At 74.8% G+C, this 21,612-nt stretch carries 22 protein-coding genes, 1 pseudogene and 1 riboswitch; of the genes and pseudogenes, 12 read left to right on the top strand and 11 right to left on the bottom strand.

Annotated features, from left to right (window positions below):
- Positions 1-23: 23 nt before the first annotated feature.
- Genes COUCH_RS21735 through COUCH_RS21725 form a run of 3 tightly spaced genes read right to left on the bottom strand, consistent with a single transcriptional unit; the run spans position 24 to position 2,481 of the window.
- The gene (locus COUCH_RS21735) at positions 24-500 is read right to left on the bottom strand and encodes a hypothetical protein (RefSeq protein ID WP_249607015.1); all 477 of its coding nucleotides are present in this window, start codon (positions 498-500) and stop codon (positions 24-26) included.
- Positions 500-2,170 carry an alpha/beta hydrolase gene (locus COUCH_RS21730; protein WP_249607014.1) on the bottom strand — a complete coding sequence of 557 codons (1,671 nt, stop codon included), beginning with the start codon at positions 2,168-2,170 and terminating at the stop codon, positions 500-502. Before COUCH_RS21730 ends, COUCH_RS21735 begins: the two co-directional genes overlap by 1 nt.
- On the bottom strand, positions 2,167-2,481 hold the full coding sequence (locus tag COUCH_RS21725; protein WP_249607013.1) for a hypothetical protein: 315 nt from the start codon (positions 2,479-2,481) through the stop codon (positions 2,167-2,169). The genes COUCH_RS21730 and COUCH_RS21725 overlap by 4 nt, the downstream gene beginning before the upstream one ends.
- Before the next feature lie 117 nt (positions 2,482-2,598).
- Here COUCH_RS21725 and COUCH_RS21720 point away from each other — a divergent pair, with 117 nt between their 5' ends.
- The 10 genes from COUCH_RS21720 (at position 2,599) to COUCH_RS21675 (ending at position 12,857) form a co-directional block, all read left to right on the top strand.
- Positions 2,599-3,822: a serine/threonine-protein kinase gene (locus tag COUCH_RS21720; RefSeq protein WP_249607012.1), complete on the top strand. Its 1,224-nt coding sequence runs from the start codon at positions 2,599-2,601 to the stop codon at positions 3,820-3,822.
- A 171-nt stretch (positions 3,823-3,993) separates the two neighbouring features.
- On the top strand, positions 3,994-5,130 hold the full coding sequence (locus COUCH_RS21715) for an inositol-3-phosphate synthase (RefSeq protein ID WP_249607011.1): 1,137 nt from the start codon (positions 3,994-3,996) through the stop codon (positions 5,128-5,130).
- On the top strand, positions 5,127-5,972 hold the full coding sequence (locus COUCH_RS21710) for an SCO3242 family prenyltransferase (RefSeq protein WP_249607010.1): 846 nt from the start codon (positions 5,127-5,129) through the stop codon (positions 5,970-5,972). The genes COUCH_RS21715 and COUCH_RS21710 overlap by 4 nt, the downstream gene beginning before the upstream one ends.
- A complete protein-coding gene (locus COUCH_RS21705; protein ID WP_249607009.1) occupies positions 5,969-6,814 on the top strand; it encodes a sugar phosphate isomerase/epimerase family protein in 846 nt (281 codons plus the stop codon). Before COUCH_RS21710 ends, COUCH_RS21705 begins: the two co-directional genes overlap by 4 nt.
- The gene (locus COUCH_RS21700; RefSeq protein WP_249607008.1) at positions 6,811-7,407 is read left to right on the top strand and encodes an EboA domain-containing protein; all 597 of its coding nucleotides are present in this window, start codon (positions 6,811-6,813) and stop codon (positions 7,405-7,407) included. The genes COUCH_RS21705 and COUCH_RS21700 overlap by 4 nt, the downstream gene beginning before the upstream one ends.
- Positions 7,407-8,258 (top strand): TatD family hydrolase, encoded by an 852-nt coding sequence (locus COUCH_RS21695; RefSeq protein WP_249607007.1) that lies wholly within the window; start codon positions 7,407-7,409, stop codon positions 8,256-8,258. The genes COUCH_RS21700 and COUCH_RS21695 overlap by 1 nt, the downstream gene beginning before the upstream one ends.
- Entirely contained in the window at positions 8,258-9,409 is a 1,152-nt protein-coding gene (eboE, locus tag COUCH_RS21690) for a metabolite traffic protein EboE (RefSeq protein WP_249607006.1), read from the top strand. The genes COUCH_RS21695 and eboE overlap by 1 nt, the downstream gene beginning before the upstream one ends.
- Positions 9,406-10,788, top strand: a complete 1,383-nt coding sequence (locus COUCH_RS21685; protein WP_275979957.1) for an alkaline phosphatase family protein — start codon at positions 9,406-9,408, stop codon at positions 10,786-10,788. Before eboE ends, COUCH_RS21685 begins: the two co-directional genes overlap by 4 nt.
- Positions 10,785-11,855 carry a polyprenyl synthetase family protein gene (locus tag COUCH_RS21680; RefSeq protein WP_249607005.1) on the top strand — a complete coding sequence of 357 codons (1,071 nt, stop codon included), beginning with the start codon at positions 10,785-10,787 and terminating at the stop codon, positions 11,853-11,855. The genes COUCH_RS21685 and COUCH_RS21680 overlap by 4 nt, the downstream gene beginning before the upstream one ends.
- Positions 11,856-11,894: 39 nt before the next feature.
- A complete protein-coding gene (locus tag COUCH_RS21675; protein ID WP_249607004.1) occupies positions 11,895-12,857 on the top strand; it encodes a helix-turn-helix transcriptional regulator in 963 nt (320 codons plus the stop codon).
- Here COUCH_RS21675 and COUCH_RS21670 read toward each other — a convergent pair.
- Complete coding sequence (locus COUCH_RS21670) at positions 12,848-13,765, bottom strand: SDR family oxidoreductase (RefSeq protein WP_249607003.1); 918 nt, start codon at positions 13,763-13,765, stop codon at positions 12,848-12,850. The two genes, COUCH_RS21675 and COUCH_RS21670, sit on opposite strands and share 10 nt — an antisense overlap.
- Before the next feature lie 514 nt (positions 13,766-14,279).
- Here COUCH_RS21670 and COUCH_RS21665 point away from each other — a divergent pair.
- Positions 14,280-15,315 (top strand): annotated as a pseudogene (locus tag COUCH_RS21665) (aminotransferase class V-fold PLP-dependent enzyme).
- Between the two features lie 31 nt (positions 15,316-15,346).
- A complete protein-coding gene (locus COUCH_RS21660) occupies positions 15,347-16,123 on the top strand; it encodes an esterase/lipase family protein (protein ID WP_249607002.1) in 777 nt (258 codons plus the stop codon).
- Here the strand turns inward: COUCH_RS21660 and COUCH_RS21655 are convergent.
- From COUCH_RS21655 to COUCH_RS21625, 7 genes are all read right to left on the bottom strand, one after another.
- Positions 16,116-16,946, bottom strand: a complete 831-nt coding sequence (locus COUCH_RS21655; RefSeq protein WP_249607001.1) for an ABC transporter permease — start codon at positions 16,944-16,946, stop codon at positions 16,116-16,118. The genes COUCH_RS21660 and COUCH_RS21655 overlap by 8 nt on opposite strands.
- Positions 16,943-17,851, bottom strand: coding sequence for an ABC transporter ATP-binding protein (locus tag COUCH_RS21650; protein WP_249607000.1), 909 nt, complete (start codon positions 17,849-17,851; stop codon positions 16,943-16,945). Before COUCH_RS21650 ends, COUCH_RS21655 begins: the two co-directional genes overlap by 4 nt.
- Positions 17,848-18,960, bottom strand: a complete 1,113-nt coding sequence (locus tag COUCH_RS21645) for a hypothetical protein (RefSeq protein WP_249606999.1) — start codon at positions 18,958-18,960, stop codon at positions 17,848-17,850. The genes COUCH_RS21650 and COUCH_RS21645 overlap by 4 nt, the downstream gene beginning before the upstream one ends.
- Before the next feature lie 39 nt (positions 18,961-18,999).
- Complete coding sequence (locus COUCH_RS21640) at positions 19,000-19,155, bottom strand: hypothetical protein (RefSeq protein WP_249606998.1); 156 nt, start codon at positions 19,153-19,155, stop codon at positions 19,000-19,002.
- On the bottom strand, positions 19,152-19,634 hold the full coding sequence (locus tag COUCH_RS21635) for a hypothetical protein (protein ID WP_249606997.1): 483 nt from the start codon (positions 19,632-19,634) through the stop codon (positions 19,152-19,154). Before COUCH_RS21635 ends, COUCH_RS21640 begins: the two co-directional genes overlap by 4 nt.
- A 13-nt stretch (positions 19,635-19,647) precedes the next feature.
- Positions 19,648-20,523: an LLM class flavin-dependent oxidoreductase gene (locus COUCH_RS21630; protein WP_249606996.1), complete on the bottom strand. Its 876-nt coding sequence runs from the start codon at positions 20,521-20,523 to the stop codon at positions 19,648-19,650.
- Positions 20,524-20,667: 144 nt separating this feature from the next.
- Positions 20,668-21,384: a nicotinamide mononucleotide transporter family protein gene (locus tag COUCH_RS21625; protein WP_249606995.1), complete on the bottom strand. Its 717-nt coding sequence runs from the start codon at positions 21,382-21,384 to the stop codon at positions 20,668-20,670.
- Positions 21,385-21,454: 70 nt separating this feature from the next.
- A riboswitch (FMN riboswitch) is annotated at positions 21,455-21,585 on the bottom strand.
- Positions 21,586-21,612: the final 27 nt, after the last annotated feature.

Below are 21,612 nucleotides of genomic sequence, written 5' to 3'. Positions count from 1 at the left end.
AGGGCTGCGTGGCCCCGCGACGATCAGGGCTGGAAACAGGGCGAGCTGCTGCGCAGGTAGACGTCCTCGGTCCCGTTGGCGCGATGGCTGATCACGTAGCCGATGCGGAACCCGTCGTCCTCCTTCTCGACCACGAGCTCCGGATGCGTGGTGTCGTCGCGGTCGTCGCGCACGGCCTTGTAGCCGTGGCTGTCCCAGTACGCGCTGATCGTCGCCATGGTCTGGTCGACCGGCCAGCCCTGCGGGTAGATCACCTGGTAGGTGGTCTCCACGAACACCGCGCCGTCGCGGTTCTGGTCGTCGCAGGCCAGGTCGGGCGTGTGCAGGGTCTGCTTGAGCGTCGCCCCGGGCGGCAGCTGCTGCAGCGCCTCCTGGGCGCGCGCGGCCACCCGCTGGACGGCTTCCTCTTTCGTCACGGTGGGCTCCTGGGTGCTGTCGCAGCCGGCGAGCAGGGCGCCGGCGGCGAGGAGGGCGAGGGCGGTACGCCGTAGGGACGACATCAGCTGACCTTGTCTCCCTGGCCGGTGACGACCAGTGCGATGTTCTTCCGGGACGGGTTTCCCTGGTCCCAGTATTGCGAGTGGGTGTCGATGGGATGCCAGAAGGACCCGTCGGCGCTGGTGAACTGCCGGCCGCCGAAGCCGGGGTTGTCGGGGTTCTCCCCATGCACCATGTTGTCGTCGAGCCCGGCCCCCGCGATGACGTCGTTCTTGGCGGTGCTGGCGTAGACGTCCTGGGCCCCGCCGTCGAAGTGCAGCTCGGTGGCGGAGTCCACGCCGACGCCGGGGCTGCCGACGAAGATGAGGTCGTCGGCGGCGAGGTGGCCGTCCTTGGCCGCGTACCCGACCGTCGTGCTGCCGTAGCTGTGCCCGATGACGGTGTTGTGCGACGGGTCGCCGTCGTGGGTGGCGCGCAGTCCGTCCTGGAACGAACGCAGGGCCGGGGCGCCGTCCTGGGCGTAGTCCTTGGACACCGCGTTCGGGATCTCGTCCGGCGCGTCGTAGCCCAGCCAGACGATGGACGCGGTGCTCCCGCCGGTGCCGTAGACGTCCGCGTCGGCGCGCATGACGTCGGCCCGGTTCAGGTCGGTCTGGAAGCCGGGCAGGTCGGCGGTGGTGCCGGGCACGTACGTCACCACGTTGTCGGCGGTGTCGGGGTCGCCGATGGACACGATCGCCTTGCCGTCGCCGGCCGGGTCGAAGCCCATCAGCAGCGCGGGTGGCTTGCCGGTGTCGCCGAGCCGGTTGTGGATCGCGGTCGGGCCCTTGAGCCGGTTGTCGAGGTCCTCGCGCTGCTTCTCGAGCTGGTCCATCTCGGTCAGGTAGCTGCCGACCGGGTTCATGGACTCCGGGTACACCTCGCCGAGCCGGCCCTGCTGGGCCATCGCCTTCAGATAGTCCTCGCGCGAGGTCACCGAGGTGTGCTGCGAGTTCAGGTCGGCGAGGTTGCGGTCCAGCGTGATGCGGTTGGCCACGTCACGGTCGGAGGCCGGCACGCCGTCGAGCCACCCGACCAGCTCGGGATGGTCCTGGATGGCCTGTTCCTGCTGCTCCGGGGTGAGCGAGTCCCACCAGGCGCGCACGTCCTTGGGCGGGCGGCCCTTCTGCGACTCGAGGTCCTGCTTGCTCACCGGGCGCAGGCTCAGCGAGCCGAAGCCGCTGCGCGGGTCGGGCAGGTTCACGCCGATGACGCCCGTGCAGCGGTCGTCGGACTCCGCGGCCCGGTCGAGCACCCCCTGCAGCTGCCCGACGTACGCGCTGACCTGCTGCGCGACGGTGTGCGGGGCGGTGGTCTCGTCGTACATGCGCTGCGGGGCGGTCACCGTGCCGGCGGCGATGTCCACGTCGAAGCCGGCCTGCGACGCCGAGGTGGTGATCTCGCGCAGCTGCTCCTGCAGGGACCGGACGGTGTCGGCGTGCTCGCGCAGCGCCTGCCCGATCCGCCGGCACGGGTTGTACGCGTTGCTCACCTCGGCCCGCAGCTCGGCGGCGCGTTTCCAGGCGGCCTCGGCGGCGGCCCCGGACGGCCACACGTCCTCGACGTCGCGGCTGCCGCGGATGACCTCCTCGGCGGCGTCGTCGATGTCCTTCGCCATGTCGGTCCACGCCGCGGCCCTCGTGGCGATCGCCTCGGGGCTGGTGTCCCAGAGGACCTTGAGGGTGAGGCTCATCGCGGACCGCCGCCCGCCCGGTGCACCCCGGCGGCCGCCGCGTCGTCCGCGGCCTGGTAGTCCCTGGCCGACTGGGTGAGGCCGGCGGCGTACACGTGCAGTTCGTCCTTGAGCCGCGTCATGAACCCTGCCCAGCCGTCGGTGGCGGTGGCGAGCGCGGCCCCGGTCGCCCAGCCGGTCAGCGCGTCGCCCGGCGGCAGCTGCCCGGCGTGGGCGCTGTACGCCTTGCCCCAGGTCACCGAGGCGGCCTCGACGGCGCTCCCCACCCGGGTCAGGCCCGGTATGTCGACTTCCGGCACCGGCTCGTACATCCGTTCCCCCGTGAACGCAACGTCTGGCGTGTGAGCGGCACGGTACCGCATGTCGTCACGCTTCGATGTCCCGTCCGATCGGGTTTCGATCACGGTCCGGTGGGCAAGGGGGCCGCCGTGGATGTTCGTTACCAGTTGCTCGACCGGATCGGCGTGGGCGGCATGTCGGTCGTCTGGCGTGCTCACGACGAGGTGCTCGGCCGTGACGTGGCCATCAAGGTGCTGTCGGCGGCCGCCGCGCCGGACCCCGCCCAGCTCGGCCGGATCCGCCTGGAGGCGCGCGCCGCGGCCGGGCTGCGGCACCCCAACATCGTCGGCGTGTACGACTACGGAGAGTTGTCGGGGGAGCCGTACGTCGTGATGGAACTGGTCGAGGGCGAGACCCTGTCGTCCGTGCTGGCGCGCCAGACCCTGCCGTGGCGGACGGCGGTGCTGATCTGCGCCCAGGTCGCCGCCGCGCTCGCCGCCGCCCACGCGCGCGGGGTGGTGCACCGCGACGTCAAGCCCGGCAACGTGATGGTGACCTCCGACGGGGTGAAGCTGCTGGACTTCGGCATCTCGGCCGCCGCGGGCGCAATGGACGAGATGGACGGTGAGGTGCTGGGCACGCCCGCGTACCTGGCCCCGGAACGGCTCGACGGCGGCCCGGTGCGGCCCGCGAGCGACGTGTACGGCCTCGGCCTGCTGCTGCACCGGGCTCTCGCCGGGCGGATGCCGTGGGAGGCGGCCACGGTCACGGAGATGGTGCGCGCCCACGTGTACACCGAGCCGGGCCCGCTGCCGCGGATTCCCGGGCTGCCGCCGGAGGTCGCCGACCTGAGCCGGCGCTGCCTGGCCAAGCGGCCGCAGGACCGCCCGGACGCCGCGGAGGCGGCACGTGTGCTCGGGGCGGCCGCCGGGCCGGCGCCGCTGACCCTGGTGCCCGGCCGGGACGGCGGGGAGGACGTGGCCACGGTCGCGGTGCGCCCGCCGCTGACGCGTCGCCGCCGGGCCGCTCTGCTGGCCGCGGCCGTCGTGGTGCCCGCGGTGGCCGCCGCCTCGGCGATGTGGCCCTCGGGGAGCCCCGCTCCGGTACGCGCGGAGGCGGCAGCGCCCGCCACGTCCGCCGCGGTCCCCGTCGCGCCGAGGTGCGCCGTGCGCAGCGCCTGCGCGTCCAAGGCAGCCCCCTCGCCGGTGCCCGAGCCGGCCCGGCGCGATGTCCGTCCGGCCGAGCGGATCATCCGGACCGCCGTGGTGGTGAAGCCGGCGAAGCCCCCGCAGGCCCACGAACCGGCCAAGAAGCCGAAGAAGCCGAAGGGGCCCAGGAAGCCGAAGAAGCCGGGCGGCAAGAAGAAGGGCTGAGCCGGACTTTCGTACGGCGGTGGGGAAAGTTTCTTCGGCACACGGAGAAGTTTCTCAATATCAAGGGTTTCCTTTGTCCCGGGCGCTGGGTTAGCGTCGCTTCACGTAACACGGACGACACGTCGTGTTATCGCTGAGCGCGCCTCTGTCCGCATACGGGAGGGATGCTGCATGCGTACCGGAATATGGTTGATGGGCGCACGCGGCTCCGTGGCCGTGACCGCTCTGACCGGCGCGACCGCCCTCAGGGCGCGGCTCGTCGAGCCCACCGGCTGCGTCACCGAACTCCCCGAGCTGCGCAGCCCGGCGCTGCCCGCCTGGTCCGAACTCGTGTTCGGCGGGCACGACGTGGCCACCCTGCCGGTGCTGAAGAAGGCCGAGGCGCTCGCCGCGGCCGGGGTGCTGCCCGGCCGGCTCGTGACGGTGCTCGCCGACGAACTGGTCCGCGCCGAGCACGAGCTGCGGCCCCTGCCCGCGGCCGCCACCCAGGCGGAGACCGCCGAGCGCATCCGCGCCGACCTGCGGGACTTCCGCGACCGGCACCACCTGGACCGGGTGGTGGTCGTCAACGTCGCCACCACCGAGCCGGTGACGGCGCCGCACCCGGCCCACGAGTCGCTCGCCGCGCTCGAGGAAGCGCTGCGGCACGAGGGGACCGTCCTGCCGGCCAGCGCGCTCGCCGCGTACGCCGCGTTCCGCTCCGGATGCTCCTTCGTGGACTTCACCCCCTCGACCGGCGCCCGTCTGGCCGCCCTCGCCGAACTGGCCGCCCGCGAGGGGCTGCCGTACGCCGGCAACGACGGCAAGACCGGCGAGACGCTGGTGAAGTCCGTGCTGGCACCGATGTTCGCGCTGCGCCACCTGCGGGTCACCAGCTGGTCCGGGCTGAACCTGCTCGGCGGCGGCGACGGCGCGAACCTCGCCGACCCGGGCGCGAACGCCGCCAAGGTCGCCAGCAAGCAGCGGGTGCTGGGCGACGCGCTGGGCTACGTGCCGGAGGGCACCAGCCGCATCGACTACGTCGCGGAGATCGGCGACTTCAAGACCGCCTGGGACCTGATCACGTTCTCCGGCTTCCTCGGCACCGGCATGCGCATGGAGTTCACCTGGCACGGCTGTGACTCGGCGCTGGCCGCGCCGCTCGTGCTGGACCTCGCCCGGCTCACCGCCGCCGCGCACCACGCCGGGCACGCCGGCCCGCTGCCGCAGCTCGCGTTCTTCTTCAAGGATCCGCTCGGCGACGGCCCGTCCGCGCTCGCCGAGCAGTGGGCCGCCCTCGCCGGCCTCGTCGCCGGACTGGCCCGATGAAGGCGCCGCTGCGCACGCTCGCCGAGCTGGTCCGCGCGCCGGCCGCGCTGTCGGTGCCCGGTGACGTCGTGGCCGGCGCCTCGGCGGCGGGCACGCTCGGCCGCCGCAGCGCCGGGCTCGCCGGCGCCTCGGTGTGCCTGTACTGGGCCGGGATGGCCGCCAACGACTGGGCCGACCGGGACCTCGACGCGGTGGAACGCCCCGAGCGGCCCATCCCGTCCGGCCGCATCTCCGCCCCCGCCGCGCTCGGCGTCGCCGCCGGGCTCACCGCCGTGGGCCTCGCGCTCGCCGCCCGGGCCGGGGGAGCACGGGCGATGGCCGTCGCCGTGCCGCTCGCCGCCGCCGTGTGGGCCTACGACCTGAGGCTCAAGAACACCGCGGCCGGACCCGCCGGGATGGCCGCCTGCCGCGCCCTCGACGTCCTGCTCGGCGCGAGTGCCGGTAACCCCGCGCGCGCAGTCCCCGCCGCGACGGTGATCGCCGCACACACGTGGACGGTGACCGCCCTGTCCCGGCACGAGGTCGCGGGCGGCCCCGGCCGGCGCCTGAGCGCGGCGACACTGGCCGCGACCGCCGCCGTGACCGCCGCGACGGCCGCCGGGGGAGCGGTCCCGGCCGTGCTCGCCGGGCAGTACGCGGCCGGCTACGGCCGGGCCCAGGCGGGGCTGCTGAGCGATCCGGCCGCGCCCCGGGTGCGGGCCGCCGTCGGCGCGGGCATCACGGCCCTGCCCGCTCTGCAGGGCGCGCTGACCGCCCGCGCCGGACGCCATCTCACCGGCCTCGCCGTGGCGGCCGCCGCCCCGCTCGCCCGGCTGCTCGCCCGGAAGATCTCCCCGACATGAGCACGCTGCGGTACGGCTACGGCACCAACGGCTTCGCCAACCACCGCCTCGCCGAGGCCATCGCCGTGCTCGCCGACCTCGGCTACTGCGGGGTCGCGCTCACCCTCGACCACGACCACCTCGACCCGTACGCGCCCGGGCTGGCCCGGGACATCGCGGCGGTCGCCGATCAGCTGCGCGACCGGCACCTCGGCGTGGTGATCGAGACCGGTGCCCGCTACCTGCTGGACCCGTGGCGCAAGCACGCGCCGACGCTGCTGCACGACGACCGCAAGGTACGCCTGGACTTCCTGCGCCGGGCCGTGGCGATCGGCGCCGACCTGGGCGCCGAGGCGGTGTCGTTCTGGGCCGGCGTACGGCCGCCCGACGTGGCCGGGCGCACCGCCTGGTCCCGCCTGGTCGACGGCTGCGCCGAGCTCACCGCGGCCGCCGCCGGGGCGGGGATCCCGCTCGGCTTCGAGCCCGAGCCCGGGATGCTCGTCGAGGACCTCGCCGGGTGGCACCGGCTGCGCGCCGAGCTGGGCGCGCCCGCCGGGTTCGGGCTCACCCTCGACATCGGGCACGTGCGCTGCCTGGAGCCCGGCCCGGTGCCGCAGGTCGTCGCCGAGGCCGTGCCGTACCTGGTCAACGTGCAGATCGACGACATGCGCCGGGGCGTGCACGAGCACCTGGAGTTCGGCCGCGGCGAGATCCACTTCCCGCCGGTGCTGCGCGCCCTCATCGACGGCGGGTATCGCGGGCTGGTCGCCGTCGAGCTGCCGCGTCACTCGCACGCGGCGCCCACCGTGGCCCGCGAGTCGCTCGCGTTCCTGCGGGCGGCCGAGGCGGAGGGGGAGCGGTGACACCCGACGAGCTGCGGGCCGTGGTGGCGGCCGTACCGGGCCGGGCCTGGCTGGACGAGGCCGAGGCGCAGATCCGTTCCGAACCCGGCGCCGCCGGGCCGCTGTTCGCCCGCGCCGGCCGCAAGCTGGGCCGGCAGCCGCTGCCCGACCGTCCCGGGTGGACACCCGCGCTCGCCGGGCGGATCCTGCTCCTGCTCGCCCTGGGCGACGCCGAGCGCATCGCGCAGCTGTACTGGCAGGGCGACGCCGCCGAACGCCTCGCCGTCCTGCACGCCCTGCCCCTGCTCCCGATCGGCGACGCCGGGGTACCGCTGGCCGAGGACGCGCTGCGCACCAACGACACCCGGCTCGTCGCCGCCGCGCTCGGCCCGTACGCCGCCCGCCTGGACGCCGCCACCTGGCGCCAGGGCGTCGTCAAGTGCGTGTTCATGGGCATCCCGCTCAGCGTGGTCGACCGCCTCGACGACCGCGCCGACGCCGAGCTGACCGCCATGCTGGCCGCCCTCGCCCGTGAGCGCGCCGCCGCCGGGCGCCGCATGCCGGCCGACGCCCTCGCGCTGCTCAACCGGCACCTGCTGCGCAAGGAGGACTGATGCGCGTCTTCGACCCCCACATCCACATGACCTCGCGCACCACCGACGACTACCGGGCGATGGCGGCCCACGGCGTGCAGGCGGTGGTGGAGCCGGCGTTCTGGCTCGGCCAGCCCCGTACCGGCCCGGGCTCGTTCGCCGACTACTTCGACTCGCTGCTGGGCTGGGAGCCGTACCGGGCGTCGCAGTTCGGCATCCGGCACCACGCGACGCTGGCGCTCAATCCCAAGGAGGCCAACGACCCGCGCTGCAAGGGCGTGCTCGACCTGCTGCCGCGCTACCTGGACAAGGACGGGGTCGTCGCGGTCGGCGAGATCGGGTACGACTCCATGACCCCGGCCGAGGACGAGGCGTTCGCCGCCCAGCTCGAGCTGGCCGTCGAGTACGAGCTGCCCGCCCTCGTGCACACCCCGCACCGCGACAAGGCCGCCGGCACGAGACGCACCCTGGACGTCGTCGCCGCCTCCGGCATCGAGCCGGGGCGGGTGGCCGTCGACCACCTCAACGAGGTCACCGTCGGGCTGGTCCGCGACTCCGGCTGCTGGATGGGCTTCAGCATCTACCCCGAGACGAAGATGTCGCCGCCGCGGATGGTGGAGATCCTCAAGGAGTACGGCACCGAGCGGATGCTGGTGAACTCGGCGGCCGACTGGGGCCACTCGGATCCGCTGCTCACCGTGGAGACCGGCCGGGCCATGCTCGCGGCCGGGTTCACCGCCGACGAGGTCGACCTCGTGCTGTGGCGCAACCCGGTCGCGTTCTACGCGCAGTCCGGGCGCCTCGACCTGACCGGCGCCGACGAGCCCGGGACCACGTACGCCGGCAGCTCCATCGCGCGGGGAGGCAGCTGATGCGGCTGAACCACCCCGGCGGGCAGACCGTGCACCTGTCGTACTGCACCAACGTGCACGAGGCCGAGAACCTCGACGGGATCCTCGAGCAGCTCGACACGTACGCCGTGCCCATCCGCGAGCGGCTCGGCACGGACGTGCTGGGACTGGGGATGTGGCTGGCCGCGCCGGTCGCCGCCGGGCTCGCCTCCGACGTCGCCGACCGGCAGCGCCTGCGTAGGGCCCTCGACGCCCGGGGGCTCGAGGTGGTGACCCTCAACGGGTTCCCGTACCAGGCCTTCCAGGCCCCCGTGGTCAAGCACGCCGTCTACCAGCCGGACTGGACCACGCGGCACCGGCTCGCGTACACGATGGACCTGGCCCGGATCCTGTGCGACCTGCTGCCGGCCGACGCGGCCCGCGGCTCGATCTCCACGCTGCCGCTGGCCTGGCGCGAGCCGTGGGACGCGGCCCGGGCGAGTGCCTGCCGCCGGGCCCTCGACGAGCTGGCCCGCGGGCTGCACACGATGCCCCGCCCGATCCGGGTGGCGTTCGAGCCGGAGCCGGGGTGCATCATCGAGAACACCGCGGAGGCCGTGGCGCTGCTCGGCGAGGCCGACACCTCCGTGCTGGGCGTCTGCCTCGACCTCGCCCACCTGGCCTGCGCGTGGGAGGAACCCGCGCTGGCCCTCGGGCGGCTGCGCGAGGCCGGGCTCCCGGTCATCAAGACGCAGATCTCCGCCGCGCTGGCCAGCACCGACCCCCGCCGGGACGCCGCCGTGCTCGGCGAGTACGTCGAACCCCGCTTCCTGCACCAGACCCGTGGCCCGTTCGGGCTGTCCGCCGACGACCTCGACGAGGCTCTGGCCACCCCGGGCGGGGACGGGCAGCCGTGGCGCATCCACTACCACGTGCCGCTGCACGCGCCGCCCGTACCGCCGCTGCAGACCACCGTCGGCGTCCTCGTGAGCGCCCTGCGGGAACTGGTGTCCGGCGACAGCCCGGAGTGCGACCACTTCGACGTCGAGACGTACACGTGGCATGTGCTGCCGCCGGCCCTGCGCCCGTCCGGACCGGCGGAGCTCGCCAACGGGATCGCCTCGGAACTCTTCTTCGCCCGCGGCCAGCTGACCGCTCTGGGCCTGTCGTCCCCGCAGGAGGTGTCGCCGTGACCCCCGTGGTCGTCCTCGACGTCGTCGGCCTCACGCCCCGGCTGCTGCGGCACATGCCGCGGCTGGCGCGGCTCGCCGACACCGGTTTCCGCGCGCCGCTGGGCACCGTGCTGCCCGCGGTCACCTGCTCGGCGCAGTCCACGTTCCTCACCGGCGAGATGCCGTCCGGGCACGGCGTCGTCGGCAACGGCTGGTACTTCCGCGACCTCGGCGAAGTGTTCCTCTGGCGCCAGCACAACGGGCTCGTCGGCGGCGAGAAGGTGTGGGACGCCGCCCGCGCCGCCACCCCCGGCTACACGGTGGCCAACGTCTGCTGGTGGTACGCCATGGGCGCCGACGTCGACTGGACCGTGACGCCGCGGCCGGTCTACCACGCCGACGGGCGCAAGGACCCCGACTGCTACACGTACCCGCCGCAGCTGCACGACGAGCTCACCGCGAAGCTGGGCACCTTCCCGCTGTTCAGCTACTGGGGCGCGAACGCGGGCATCGCCTCCTCCGCGTGGATCTGCCGGGCCGCCGAGCAGATCATGGCCGCGCACGACCCGGACCTCACGCTGGTCTACGTCCCGCACCTCGACTACGACCTGCAGCGGTACGGCCCCTCCTCGGCGCAGGCCGCCGCGGCGGCCGCCGAGCTCGACGTCACCCTCGGGCCGCTGCTGGCCGCGGCCGCCGCCCGCGGCGCCACGGTCGTCGCCCTGTCCGAGTACGGCATCACCGACGTCTCCCGCCCGGTGCACGTCAACCGCCTGCTGCGCGGCGAGGGACTGCTCAACGTCTACACCCAGGCGGGAATGGAGTACCTCGACCCGTGGACGTCGCGCGCCTTCGCCGTCGCCGACCACCAGGTCGCCCACGTGTACGTCCGCGACCCCGCCGACGTCGCGCTGGTCGCCAAGCTGTGCTCCGGGCTGGCCGGCGTCGAGCAGGTGCTGGGCCGCGCCGAGCAGGCCGGGTACGGCCTCGACCACGATCGCGCCGGGGAGCTGGTCCTCGTCGCCGAACCGGACGCCTGGTTCACGTACTACTACTGGACCGACGACGCGGCCGCCCCCGACTTCGCCCGCCTCGTCGAGATCCACCGCAAACCCGGATACGACCCCGCCGAGCTCTTCTTCGACCCGGCGGGCCCCGCGGCGGCGAAGGGCCGGGCGGCGCTCGCGCTGCTGCGCAAGAAGATCGGCATGCGCTACACGATGAGCGTCGTCGGCCTCGACGCCGGCGCCCGGGCGGTCCGCGGCTCGCACGGGCGGCTGCCCACCGACCCGGACGACGCGCCGGTGCTGCTCTGCTCCGACCCCGCCGCCGCACGCGACCGGATCGCCGCCACCGAGGTGAAGGGTCTGCTGCTGCGCCTCGCCGGGCTCCCCACATGACCGTCGAGGCGACCACGGGTACCGACGCGGCGGGGCTCGCGCGGCGCTGCGAGTCGGCGCTCATCGCGTACCTGGACCGGCAGCGCCCGCACTGGCCGGACGGCACGCCGCGCGGGGTGCTCGACGCCGTACGCCGCTTCGTGCTCGCCGACGGCAAGCGCCTGCGCCCGATGTTCTGCTACTGGGGGTGGCGCGGCGCGGGCCAGCCGGACGGCCAGCCGATCGTCGTGGCCGCGGCGGCGCTCGAGCTGTTCCACGCGTTCGCGCTCATCCACGACGACATCATGGACGGCAGCAACCTGCGCCGCGGCCAGCCGACCGTGCACCGGCACTTCGCCGACGTGCACGCCCGCCACTCCTGGCGCGGCGAGGCCGTCCGGTACGGGCAGAGCGCGGCCCTGCTCTGCGGCGACCTCTGCGCCGCCTGGGCCGACCACATGTTCCACGAGTCGGGGCTGCCGGTCGACTGGATCCACCGCGGCTACCGGCTGTTCACGGTGATGCGCACCGAGGTCATCGCCGGGCAGTACCTCGACCTGGTCTCCGGCGTGGGCGACGGCTCGGTCGCCGGCGCCCTCACGGTCATCCGGATGAAGGCGGCCCGGTACACGGTGACCCGACCGCTGCAGATCGGCGCGGCCCTCGCCGGGGCGGCACCCCGGGTGCAGGCGGCGCTGCAGGCCTTCGGCGACCCCCTCGGCGACGCGTTCCAGCTGCGCGACGACGTCCTCGGCGTGTTCGGCGACCCGGCCGTCACCGGCAAGCCGGTCATCGACGACCTGCGCGAGGGCAAACCCACGGTGATGATCGCCATGGCCCGCGACCGCGCCGACCGCGGCCAGGCCGCGCGCATCCGCGACCTCTTCGGCAACCCCGGCCTCGACGACGCGGGCGCGGAGGAGCTGCGCTCGGTGATCGTCGGCACGGGCGCGCTCGAGGGCGTCGAGGACCTCATCGCCAAGCGGGCCGCGGCGGCGACCGCGGCGCTGGACAACGCCCCGCTGACGGCCGAGGCGCGCGCCGCGCTGACCGCGCTGGCGTCGTCGGTCATCGCGCGTCGCCGCTGACGTCCTTGTGCCGGCGCACCGGGCGTTCCAGAATCGGCTGTGCGAGCGGCCCGCCTGATCAACCTCGTCCTGCTGCTGCAGGCCCGGGGCACCCTCACCGCCGCGGAGCTGGCCGCCGAGCTCGAGGTGTCGGAACGGACGGTCTACCGCGACGTCATCGCCCTCTCCGCGGCCGGCGTGCCGGTCTACGCCGAGCAGGGCCGCGCCGGCGGGTACCGGCTCGTCGGCGGCTACCACACCCGGCTGACCGGGCTCAGCCGAGCCGAGGCCGAGGCGCTGTTCCTCGCCGGCCTGCCCGGCCCCGCCGGCGACATGGGCCTCGGCGAACCGGTCCGCGCGGTGCGGCGCAAGGTCCTCGCCGCGCTGCCGCCGGGCCTGCGGGAGGCGTCGGAACGCGCCGGGCAGCGGTTCCACCTCGACGCCCCCGGCTGGTTCACCGACGCCGCGCCGCCGCCGCTGCTGGCCGGGCTCGCCCGGGCGGCCTGGCAGGACGAGGTCCTCACCCTGCGCTACCGGCGCGGCGAGGAGGTGACCCGCACGGTCGAGCCGTACGGGCTCGTGCTCAAGAACGGCGTCTGGTACCTGGTCGGCAGGGTGGGGGCGGACCTGCGCTCGTACCGGGTCGACCGGGTCACGGCCGCGGAGCCGACGGGGGAGACCTTCACGCGGGACCCCGCCTTCGACCTGCCGTCGTTCTGGGCCGGGCGGGCCGCCGAGTTCGTCCGGCAGATGCTGCGCGACACCATCACGATCCGGCTCAGCCCGGCCGGCCTGCGCGCGCTGCGCCACGTCGCGGAGCCGGTCGCCGTGCAGGAGGCCACCGCGGCGGCCGGCGATCCGGGCCCGGACGGGTGGGTCCGGACCCGGCTGCCCGTCGAGTCGCTCGACGTGGCGTACTCGTACGTGCTGCGCCTCGGCCCGGATGCCGAGGTGGTGGAGCCGCCCGAGCTGCGCGCCCGGCTCGCCGGGGCCGCGGCCCGGACGGCGGCGCTCTACCGGTAACCGGTCACGTCGGCCGGCTTGCCCGGGTCCTGCACCTCGACCAGGTAGCGCCACGCGTCCGGCCGGCTGCCGTCGAGGTCGGTGAAGCCGTACTCCCGGGCGAGCTCGCCGCTGGACACCGACCGGCCGTTCCACCGGGCCCGGTCCGGGTCGGCGGCCAGCGCGGCGACCGCCCGGCCCACGTACGCGGGGGACTCCGAGATCGCGAAGTGCGGTTCGATGCGCGTCGCGTCACGCCACGTCGCCTCGGTCACGCCGAAGTGCTCCAGCATCATCTCCGAGCGCAGCCAGCCCGGGGTGAGCGCCACCGCGGTCGCCCCGTGCTCCGCCACCTCCCGCGACCAGGCGAACGCGAGCCGGTTCACCGACCACTTCGCCAGGTCGTAGAAGACCGACAGCCGGTAGTTGCCCTCGTTGTACGCGGTCGTGCCGTCCCCGATCTCCACCACCAGCCCGCCCGGCTCGCGGATCAGCAGCGGCAGGGCGTACCGGCTGGTGACGATGTGCGTGTCGACGGCCAGCCGGAGCAGGCGCAGGCCGGGCTCGAGCGGCTGTTCCCACACCGGTTTGTGCCACGTGGTGAGCGGGTCGCCGCCCCACACGTCGTTGACGAGGACGTCCAGCCGGCCCTGCTCGGCGTCGATGCGGCGGACGAGGTCCTCCACCTGCTCCGGCACCAGGTGGTCGACGGCCACGGCGATGCCGGTGCCGCCGGCCGCGGTCACCAGCTCCGCGGTCTCCTCGATCGTCTCGGGCCGGTCCATCTCGGAGCGCTGAGCCCGGGTGCTGCGGCCGGTCGCGTACACGGTGGCCCCGGCCGCCCCGAGCTGGACGGCGATCTGCCGGCCGGCGCCGCGGGTCGCCCCGGCCACCAGGGCGACCCTGCCGGTGAGTGGTTGCTGTGTCATGCGGCCGATACTGGCCGCAAAACCTGACAACCGGCGTCTGCTTTCCTCCGGCGTGTTGTCAGCGGCCGCGCCGGCCGAGGTGCCGCCGTGCCCGCGCCTGACCGCGCGAGAAACGCCAGGACAGCGGCGGCTGCCCCGGGAAACCACGCCGCCGGGCCGGGCGTGGCCGGGGGTAGGAACCGCGGCTGACGATGCGCCGCCGCGGCGGGCTGTTCCACGGGCGGAGCGTCACCTGCGGGACGGCGGCATGCGGCGCCGGGAAGGGCCGGCCGTGCCGGTACGGGCACCGGAGGGCCGCGAGGGAGACGGATGGGTTTCCGATCACCGATGAACCTCATTCTGCTGTGACATACACGTGCGGAGACGACGCTCCGCGGGGGAAGCCCGCGGAGGCGGGATGCCTGTGCTCGGGTGTGGACGTCTCAGCTGAGGTACATGCCGGCGACGCTAGCAGCGTGCCGCGCGACGTCTCCACCCATTACCGCCGGGCCGGCGGCGGTGACAGACTCGGGCCGTGGAGATCGAGGACGCGCAGCAGCTCTGGAGCCCGCAGCCCGGCTGGCTGAACACGGCCAGCTACGGCCTGCCGCCGCAGCCGGCCTGGGACGCGCTGCAGGCCGCCCTCGCCGACTGGCGGGCCGGCGCGGTCAGCTGGGAGGGCTGGGACGAGGCGACCACCGCGGCCCGGGCGGCGTTCGCGCGGCTGACCGGGGTGACGCCCGCCGACGTCGCGGTCGGCGCGCAGGTGTCGCAGCTGATCGCGCCGGGTGGCCGCCGCCCTCCCGGACGGGAGCCGGCTGGTCGTGCCGGACATCGAGTTCACCTCGAACGTCTTCCCCTGGATGGCGCAGGGCGAGCGGCTGACGGTGACGCCCGTGCCCACCACCCGGCTGGCGGAGACGACCGCCGCCGGATGCGACGTCGTGGCGTTCTCGCTGGTGCAGTCGGCGACCGGCGAGGTGGCCGACTACGCGGGCATCGTCGAGGCGGCCCGGGCGGCGGGCGCCATGGTGGTCGTGGACGCCACGCAGGCGTGCGGGTGGCTGCCGTTCGACGCGGGCCTCGCGGACGTCGTCGTCGTGGGCGGGTACAAGTGGCTCATGGCCCCCCGCGGCACGGCGTTCGCCTACCTCGGCCCCCGCGTGCGCGACGGCATCCGTCCGATCGCCGCGGGCTGGTACGCCGCCGACGACGTGCACGGCTCCTACTACGGCGGCCCGATGCGGCTGGCCGGCGACGCCCGGCGCTTCGACATCTCGCCGGCGTGGTTCAGCTGGGTCGCCGGCGCGGCCGCGCTCGACGTGATCGAGCGGATCGGCGTCCGGGGCATCCACCAGCACAACGTCGCCCTGGCCAACCGCTTCCTCGAGGGCCTGGGCCGGCCGCCCGGCGACAGCGCGATCGTCACCGTCGACGCGCCGGACGCCCGGGCGAGGCTCGCGGCGGCGGGCGTCCGTGCGGCCGTGCGGGCCGGGCGGGTCCGCGCGTCGTTCCACGTCTACTCCACCGAGGCCGACGTCGACCTGGCCCTGAAGGCGCTGACCGTCTGACCGCGCCGGCCCGCCGGGGCATCATGGGTACGTGTCGCCGCGCCGCCGATTGCTGCTGCTCGTGGCCGCCGCGGTCGTCGTGGCGGTCCTCGCCGTGGCCGGCGTACGGCTGCTCGGCGGCGGTGACGACGACAGCGGCGTACGGCCCGACCAGGCCACGCCGGGCACCGTGCTGCTGGTCCCCGGGTACGGCGGCAGCCGCACCGCCCTGTCCCGGCTGGCCGACCGGCTCGCCGCGGCCGGGCGCAGCGCGCAGGTCGTGACGCTGCCCGACGGCGGCACCGGCGACCTGGTGAGACAGGCTCAGACGCTCGACGACGCGGTCCGCGCCGCGCTGGCCGCCGGGTCGCCCTCCGTCGACGTCGTCGGGTACTCCGCCGGTGGGGTCGTGACCCGGCTGTGGGTGGACCGGCACAGCGGCGCGGAGGTGGCGCGGCGGGTCGTGACGCTGGGGTCGCCGCTGCACGGCGCGCGGATCGCCGGGGCGGGTGCCGCGCTGGCGCCGGACGCGTGCCCGCCGGCGTGCCGGCAATTGGCACCGGGCAGCGCGCTGCTCGACGAGCTGGGCGACGAGGACCTGCCGCGAGGGCTGCCGTGGCTGTCGATCTGGACGCTGAACGACGAGACCGTGCAGCCGCCGGAGTCCGCACGGCTGGACGGCGCGGTGAACGTACCCCTGCAGAGCATCTGCCCGCAGCGGCAGGTGTCGCACAGCGGCCTGCCCACCGACCCGGCCGTGACCGCCCTGGTGATCGCCGCGCTGGGCACCGCGCCGCTCGCGGCGCCGGGGGCGTGCCCGGTCAGGTGACGACGTTGCGGGTGAGGAAGTTCGCCCAGGCCATGCCGAGCAGCACGACCAGGTAGACGAGCTGGATGCCGGCGCCGCGCTCGATGTCGCGCCACAGCACCGGGTCGCGGAAGAAGTCGATCCAGGCCAGCCAGTAGCGGGTCGGCAGGTACGGGCGCACCGCCGCGGCCGCGTCCAGCGTGACCAGCACCTGGCTGGTGACCAGCACGGCGAGCGCACCCATCGCCGCGCCCAGCGCCGAGTCGGTGACGGTGGACAGGAACAGCGCGATCGCGGCGACGCTCAGCATGCTGATCACGATGTACGCGACCGTGCCGAGCATCCGCAGCGCCAGCCCCGCAGGGGTGATGGTCACCCCGGACAGCGAGGTGACGTCGGCGGGCAGCGCCACCCCGGCCGACGGCTGCGACCCGAACAGCGCCAGGCCGGTCACGTACGAGGTGAGCAGCACGGCCACGATCGCGAACAGCACGAACACGATCAGCGCGATCAGCTTCGCGGCCAGCAGGCGGGTCCGCCCGACCGGGCGGATCAGCAGGTAGCGCAGGGTGCCGGTGGCCGCCTCGCCGGCCACCGCGTCGCCGGCCAGCACCGCCACCGACACCGGCAGGAACACCGGCATGACCAGCGCCATCGCCGCCGCCGGGTACAGCGCGCCGTTGCTGAGCACCGCGGACAGGAACGCGCCGCCCTGACCGGGCGGTGGCGGCACCCGCGTGGTCGCGAGGAAGATCGCCACGATCAGCGGCAGGGCACAGAGCAGACCGGTGATCACGTACGTGCGGGGCCGGCGGAAGAGCTTCGCGAGTTCGACCGCGATCACGCCGCCTCCACCCGGTCGGCGCTGGTCGTGGTCATGTCGAGGACCACCTGTTCCAGCGAGCGGCGCTCGGGAGCGAGCCCGGTGACCCGGATCCCGGCCGCGACCAGGTCGGCGTTGAGCGCGGCCGGGTCGGCGTGCCGGATGGTCAGCGTCGCGCCGTCGCGCCCCTCGACCCCGCCGTCGAGCAGGGCCACCACGCGCTCGGGCTCCGGCGTGGCCACGACCACCCGCCCGGTCGGTTCGCGCAGCGTGGCGAGGTCCTCCTGCAGCACGAGCCGGCCGCGGTCCATCACGCCGACGCGGCTGCAGAACGCGTCGATCTCGCCGAGCAGGTGGCTGGAGAGCAGCACGGTGGTGCCCTGGGCGTTCAGGTCGGTGAGCAGGTCGCGGACCTCGCGGATGCCGCGCGGGTCGAGGCCGTTGGTGGGCTCGTCGAGCACGAGCAGCCGGGGCCGGCGCAGCAGCGCCGAGGCGAGCCCGAGCCGCTGGCGCATGCCCAGCGAGTACGCCCGCACCGGCCGCCGGTCCACCCCGGCGAGCCCCACCTGCTCGAGCACCTCGTCGACGCGCCGGCGCCGGTCGCGACGGCTCCCGCCCGGCCCGGCCGCGTCGAACAGCCGCAGGTTGGCCCGCCCGGACAGGTGCGGGTACGCCCCCGGCCCCTCGACCATCGCGCCGATGTCGGGCAGCACCTCGCCGACGCGGCGCGGCACCGGGCGGCCCAGGACCTCGATCTCGCCGCGGGTCGCGAACACCAGCCCGAGCAGCATCCGCACGAGCGTGGTCTTGCCCGAGCCGTTCGGGCCCAGCAGCCCGTACCGGTCGCCCTCACGCACGTCGAGGTGCACGCCGTCGACCGCGGTGAGGCGCCCGTACCGTTTGGTCAGGTCCCGGGTGACGATCATGCCGCCCCTCCGGCGAGCTCGGCGGCGACGCGCCGCAGCAGCGCGGGCTGCACGAGGCCGGCGACCAGGTACGTGCGGTCGGCCCGGACGGCCAGCACGGTGAGCAGGCCGGTGGACAGCACGGCGGCCTCACCCTGCGGCACGGTCACGGCCTGCCCGAACGCGCGCAGCCGCCCGTACGTCCGGTAGCCGAGCCGGCCGGGCAGCGCCACCACCACGAACCGGGCCAGCCCGGCGCCGTACGCCCCGGCGGCCCCGACGGCCGTGGCCTCGCGCGGCGACCCGGCCAGCCGCGCGGGGAGCCCGCCGACGCCCAGCCGGTCGATCGCGCCGAGGATGTCCGAGGTGTCGGCCACGGTGAAACCCATGCCCGCCGCGGGGGCCGGCGGCGTCAGGACCGACGCGTCCGGGGTGCGCAGGTGCACCTCGAGGAACCGGGTGACGAACACCGGCCGGCTGCCGCCGCGGGCCGTGACCTCCACCTGCAGCGGCAGCCCGGTGCCGGGGTCCGCCCACAGGTCGACGTGCGCCACGGTGGTGTCCGCGCTCGCCGGCACGATCCGCAGCCCGGCCGCGGCGAGACCGGCCACGCGTCTGGCGGGAAGCGGGGTGAACCGGTCGGCGGCGGCGAGGCCGAGCAGCCGGGTGCCCAGGGCCGGTGGGGTCACGTCGGCGCCGCGCGGCAGGCGGACCGGCTGGGCGCCGACGATCCGGGTGAGCTGGTTCTGCCCGTAGTCCCAGGCGTACTGGGCCTGCGGGGTCTGGTACAGGTCCCGTTCCGCGGCCTCGTCGACGACGTCCACGCGCCAGCGGTCCGGGGCGGCGTACCAGGTGCGCAGCTCGGTCGTGCCGGTGACCAGGGCCGTCACCTGCTCCAGGTCGGGCAGGGCGGGCAGGGGGAGCAGGCCGCTGCTGAGCGCGTACCCCTCATGGGCCTGACGCCCGGACGCGGCGATGCGCTCGCGCAGCGTGGCGAGGCCGACCTCGGCGGCCCGGACCGGCCGCAGCCCGGCCAGCACGGGCAGGCTGCCCAGCACGGCGACGGCGGCCAGCACGACGATCCACCGCCGGCGAGCCTGCGCGGAGACGACGGTACGGTGCGCGCCCATGGTCCCGCCAACGTACCCGGCGAACCGCCCGCCATGCCCTCACGGAGCGAGCTGGTGCGCCCAGTACACCTGCCCGTCCGGTCCCACGCCGATCAGCACCAGCATCACGTCGGCGAGGGCGACCGGCGCGGACATGACCGCCTCCTGCGGCCGCGCCCGCGGGTCCGCCGGGTGCAGCACCGCGGCGAACGTCACCGGCGAGGCGTCCGATCCGGCCGTGATGAAGTCGCCCGGGCTCGGAACGCTCCGTCGATCTCCCGGGTGCCCGCCCCGGCCAGCCAGTCGTAGCGGCCGGCCGCGACGTCGAGCGTGTCGTCCGAGCCGGAGCCCACGCTCTCCGGCCGGGGCGAGGTCACGGAGACGAAGCCCGGCATGGCCATCGACCGCCGGTCCAGCAGCACCAGGCGAAAGGAATTGCCCGCGGGCGCCGACGGCGGGACCGTCCAGCTCACCGTGCCGAGCAGGATCTGATCGTCCTTCCCGGAGACCTCCACGTTGACCGGCCTCAGCGCGGCGGCGGCGGTGGCCCGGTCGGCCAGCTGCAGGGTGGTGCGCGTGCCGAGCGCCTCCGGCGGGTACGGCGCCCGGCCGTGCCACCATCGCCACCCGGCGATCGCGCCCAGTCCCGCAAGGAGCACGACGACACCGGCGATCAGACCCGTACGCCCCCGCATGCCGGGCAGTGAATCACACGGCCGCCTCCCATCCCGCGGTGGCCGCCGCGATCCGGTCCACCTGGTCCGGGTCCGCGGACCAGCAGTAGAGGACGACCTCGTCGGCGCCCAGGCCGGCGTACGCGGCGACCGCCTCGCGCAGCTGCGTGCCCGTGGTCAGCAGCCCGGCGAGCATGTGCGAGGCGACGTCCGGATCGCTGTAGTACGCCGTGAGCGCCGCCCGCGCCTCGGCGACGACCCGTGCCGGTCCGATCGCGACGTTGGCCTGGGCGACGAGCCGGGGCCGGCCCGCCCGTCCCCGGGCCCGCCACGACTGTTCCACCGAGCGGAACAGGCGGCCCAGCCACACGGGCGGGGCGGCGCCGATGAAACCGTCGCCGTACCGGGCCACCCGCGCGAGCGCCCGCTCCCGGAAGGCTCCGACCAGCACCTCCGGCCCGGCGGGCCCGGCCCGGTGGCGAGGGGCGGGGCCGATGGGGCCGGCGTCCGCGGAGAACCTCTCGCCCGCCCAGATCCGGCGCAGGTCGGCGAGCTGCCGGTCCATGAGCGCGCCGCGCGAGCCGATCTCGCGGCCGGCCGCGGCGAAGTCGTCGGCCCGCCCGCCGACGCCCACGCCGAGGGTGAACCGTCCGCCGGAGATGCGGTCGAGGGTGGCGCACTGCTTCGCGAGCAGCGCGGTGTCACGCAGCGGGACGAGCAGTACCTCCGTCTGGACCCGGATCCTCGCGGTGGCGCCGGCGACCGCCGCGAGGGTGATCAGGGGTTCGGGGTTGTCCCAGACGAGCCGGTCGAGGATTCCCAGGGTGCTGAACGGGCCGGCGTCGGCGCGGCGTGCCCAGTCGAGCACGGTGTCGATGTCGGTGACGGGCAGCCCGAGACCGATGTTCATGACGAACCTCCCAGAGGGTGTGCGGAACCTGCGCCGCCCCTCTGGGCCTCACACGCTCGGCGTGCGGGCTGGGCTCCCACCCTGCGGCATACATCCGGGGAGCCGACGTCGAAGTGTGGCGAGCCTACCGCAGCGACGTCCGGCTCACGCGACCGTTTCCATGGTCGGCGAGTCGATGCGTTGCGGCTGCTCGCGGCGGGAGATACGCCGCCACACCACGAAGCCCCACACGACGAAGCCGGCGTAGACCGCGTACAGGATCGCCGAGGGGTAGTAGCGGAAGTGCAGCAGCTCCGGGACCCCGACCAGGTCCACCGCGAGCCAGCAGAGCCAGAAGTCGACCCAGCCGCGGGCCATCGCGTACGTGGCCAGGATCGAGCCGACGAAGATCCAGGAGTCCGCGAGGTAGTACCACCACGGGACCGGGAACCCCGCACCGACCGCGCGGAACACGTAGAAGCACAGGATGACCGCGGCGAGCGCGAGCGGGATGAAGACGGCGCGCTGCGCTCTGCTCGCCCAGCGGGGCGTCACCGCCGCCCCGCCCGGTGCGTGCCGGTTCTGCCGCCAGCGCCACCAGCCGTAGACGCTCGTGGCGATGAAGAAGACCTGGCGGGAGGCCTGGCCGTAGAGCGGGGTGCCCTGGTCGTTGCCGAGCGCCTGGCCGAGGAAGACGGTGAACAGCAGCACGTTGCCGACGATGCCGACGGGCCACGCCCACGCGCTGCGCCGCAGGCCGAACAGCGCCGAGCCGAGGCCGAACGCGTTGCCCACGATCTCGCGGTAGTAGATCGCCTGGGTGTCCGTGACCTGCCATTTGGCGTCGTAGAACGAGGTGAGCAGGGTGTCGAGCCAGTGCATCGGTGTCCACCTCCACAGGTCAGCGAAGGTGCACGCCGGGGGGCGACCGCGCACGCGGGTGTCGGGGCGTCCGCGTGCTGCCTCCCTTCCGGACTTTCACCGTCGGTCCCGGAATTCCACCGGGTCAACCGGCCGCCGGCTGCGGTCGGGTCGCGGACTGTCACCGCCGGTTCGGACTTTCACCGACCCCGGAGCACGCTGAACGTTGGTGCTGGTTCGGATCGTAGT

It is taken from the genome of Couchioplanes caeruleus, from assembly GCF_023499255.1.
Classification (GTDB): Bacteria; Actinomycetota; Actinomycetes; order Mycobacteriales; family Micromonosporaceae; genus Actinoplanes; species Actinoplanes caeruleus_A.
This window is presented reverse-complemented; position numbering and strand designations above follow the sequence as displayed.

Bases quoted from the DNA above. Each gene is read 5' to 3' on its own strand.
- COUCH_RS21725 (WP_249607013.1), bottom strand. From the start codon at position 2,481: ATGTACGAGCCGGTGCCGGAAGTCGACATACCGGGCCTGACCCGGGTG.
- COUCH_RS21680 (WP_249607005.1), top strand. From the start codon at position 10,785: ATGACCGTCGAGGCGACCACGGGTACCGACGCGGCGGGGCTCGCGCGG.
- COUCH_RS21710 (WP_249607010.1), top strand. From the start codon at position 5,127: ATGAAGGCGCCGCTGCGCACGCTCGCCGAGCTGGTCCGCGCGCCGGCC.
- COUCH_RS21695 (WP_249607007.1), top strand. From the start codon at position 7,407: ATGCGCGTCTTCGACCCCCACATCCACATGACCTCGCGCACCACCGAC.
- COUCH_RS21735 (WP_249607015.1), bottom strand. From the start codon at position 500: ATGTCGTCCCTACGGCGTACCGCCCTCGCCCTCCTCGCCGCCGGCGCC.
- COUCH_RS21650 (WP_249607000.1), bottom strand. From the start codon at position 17,851: ATGATCGTCACCCGGGACCTGACCAAACGGTACGGGCGCCTCACCGCG.
- eboE (WP_249607006.1), top strand. From the start codon at position 8,258: ATGCGGCTGAACCACCCCGGCGGGCAGACCGTGCACCTGTCGTACTGC.
- COUCH_RS21625 (WP_249606995.1), bottom strand. From the start codon at position 21,384: ATGCACTGGCTCGACACCCTGCTCACCTCGTTCTACGACGCCAAATGG.
- COUCH_RS21715 (WP_249607011.1), top strand. From the start codon at position 3,994: ATGCGTACCGGAATATGGTTGATGGGCGCACGCGGCTCCGTGGCCGTG.
- COUCH_RS21705 (WP_249607009.1), top strand. From the start codon at position 5,969: ATGAGCACGCTGCGGTACGGCTACGGCACCAACGGCTTCGCCAACCAC.
- COUCH_RS21635 (WP_249606997.1), bottom strand. From the start codon at position 19,634: ATGCGGGGGCGTACGGGTCTGATCGCCGGTGTCGTCGTGCTCCTTGCG.
- COUCH_RS21730 (WP_249607014.1), bottom strand. From the start codon at position 2,170: ATGAGCCTCACCCTCAAGGTCCTCTGGGACACCAGCCCCGAGGCGATC.
- COUCH_RS21645 (WP_249606999.1), bottom strand. From the start codon at position 18,960: ATGGGCGCGCACCGTACCGTCGTCTCCGCGCAGGCTCGCCGGCGGTGG.
- COUCH_RS21630 (WP_249606996.1), bottom strand. From the start codon at position 20,523: ATGAACATCGGTCTCGGGCTGCCCGTCACCGACATCGACACCGTGCTC.
- COUCH_RS21670 (WP_249607003.1), bottom strand. From the start codon at position 13,765: ATGACACAGCAACCACTCACCGGCAGGGTCGCCCTGGTGGCCGGGGCG.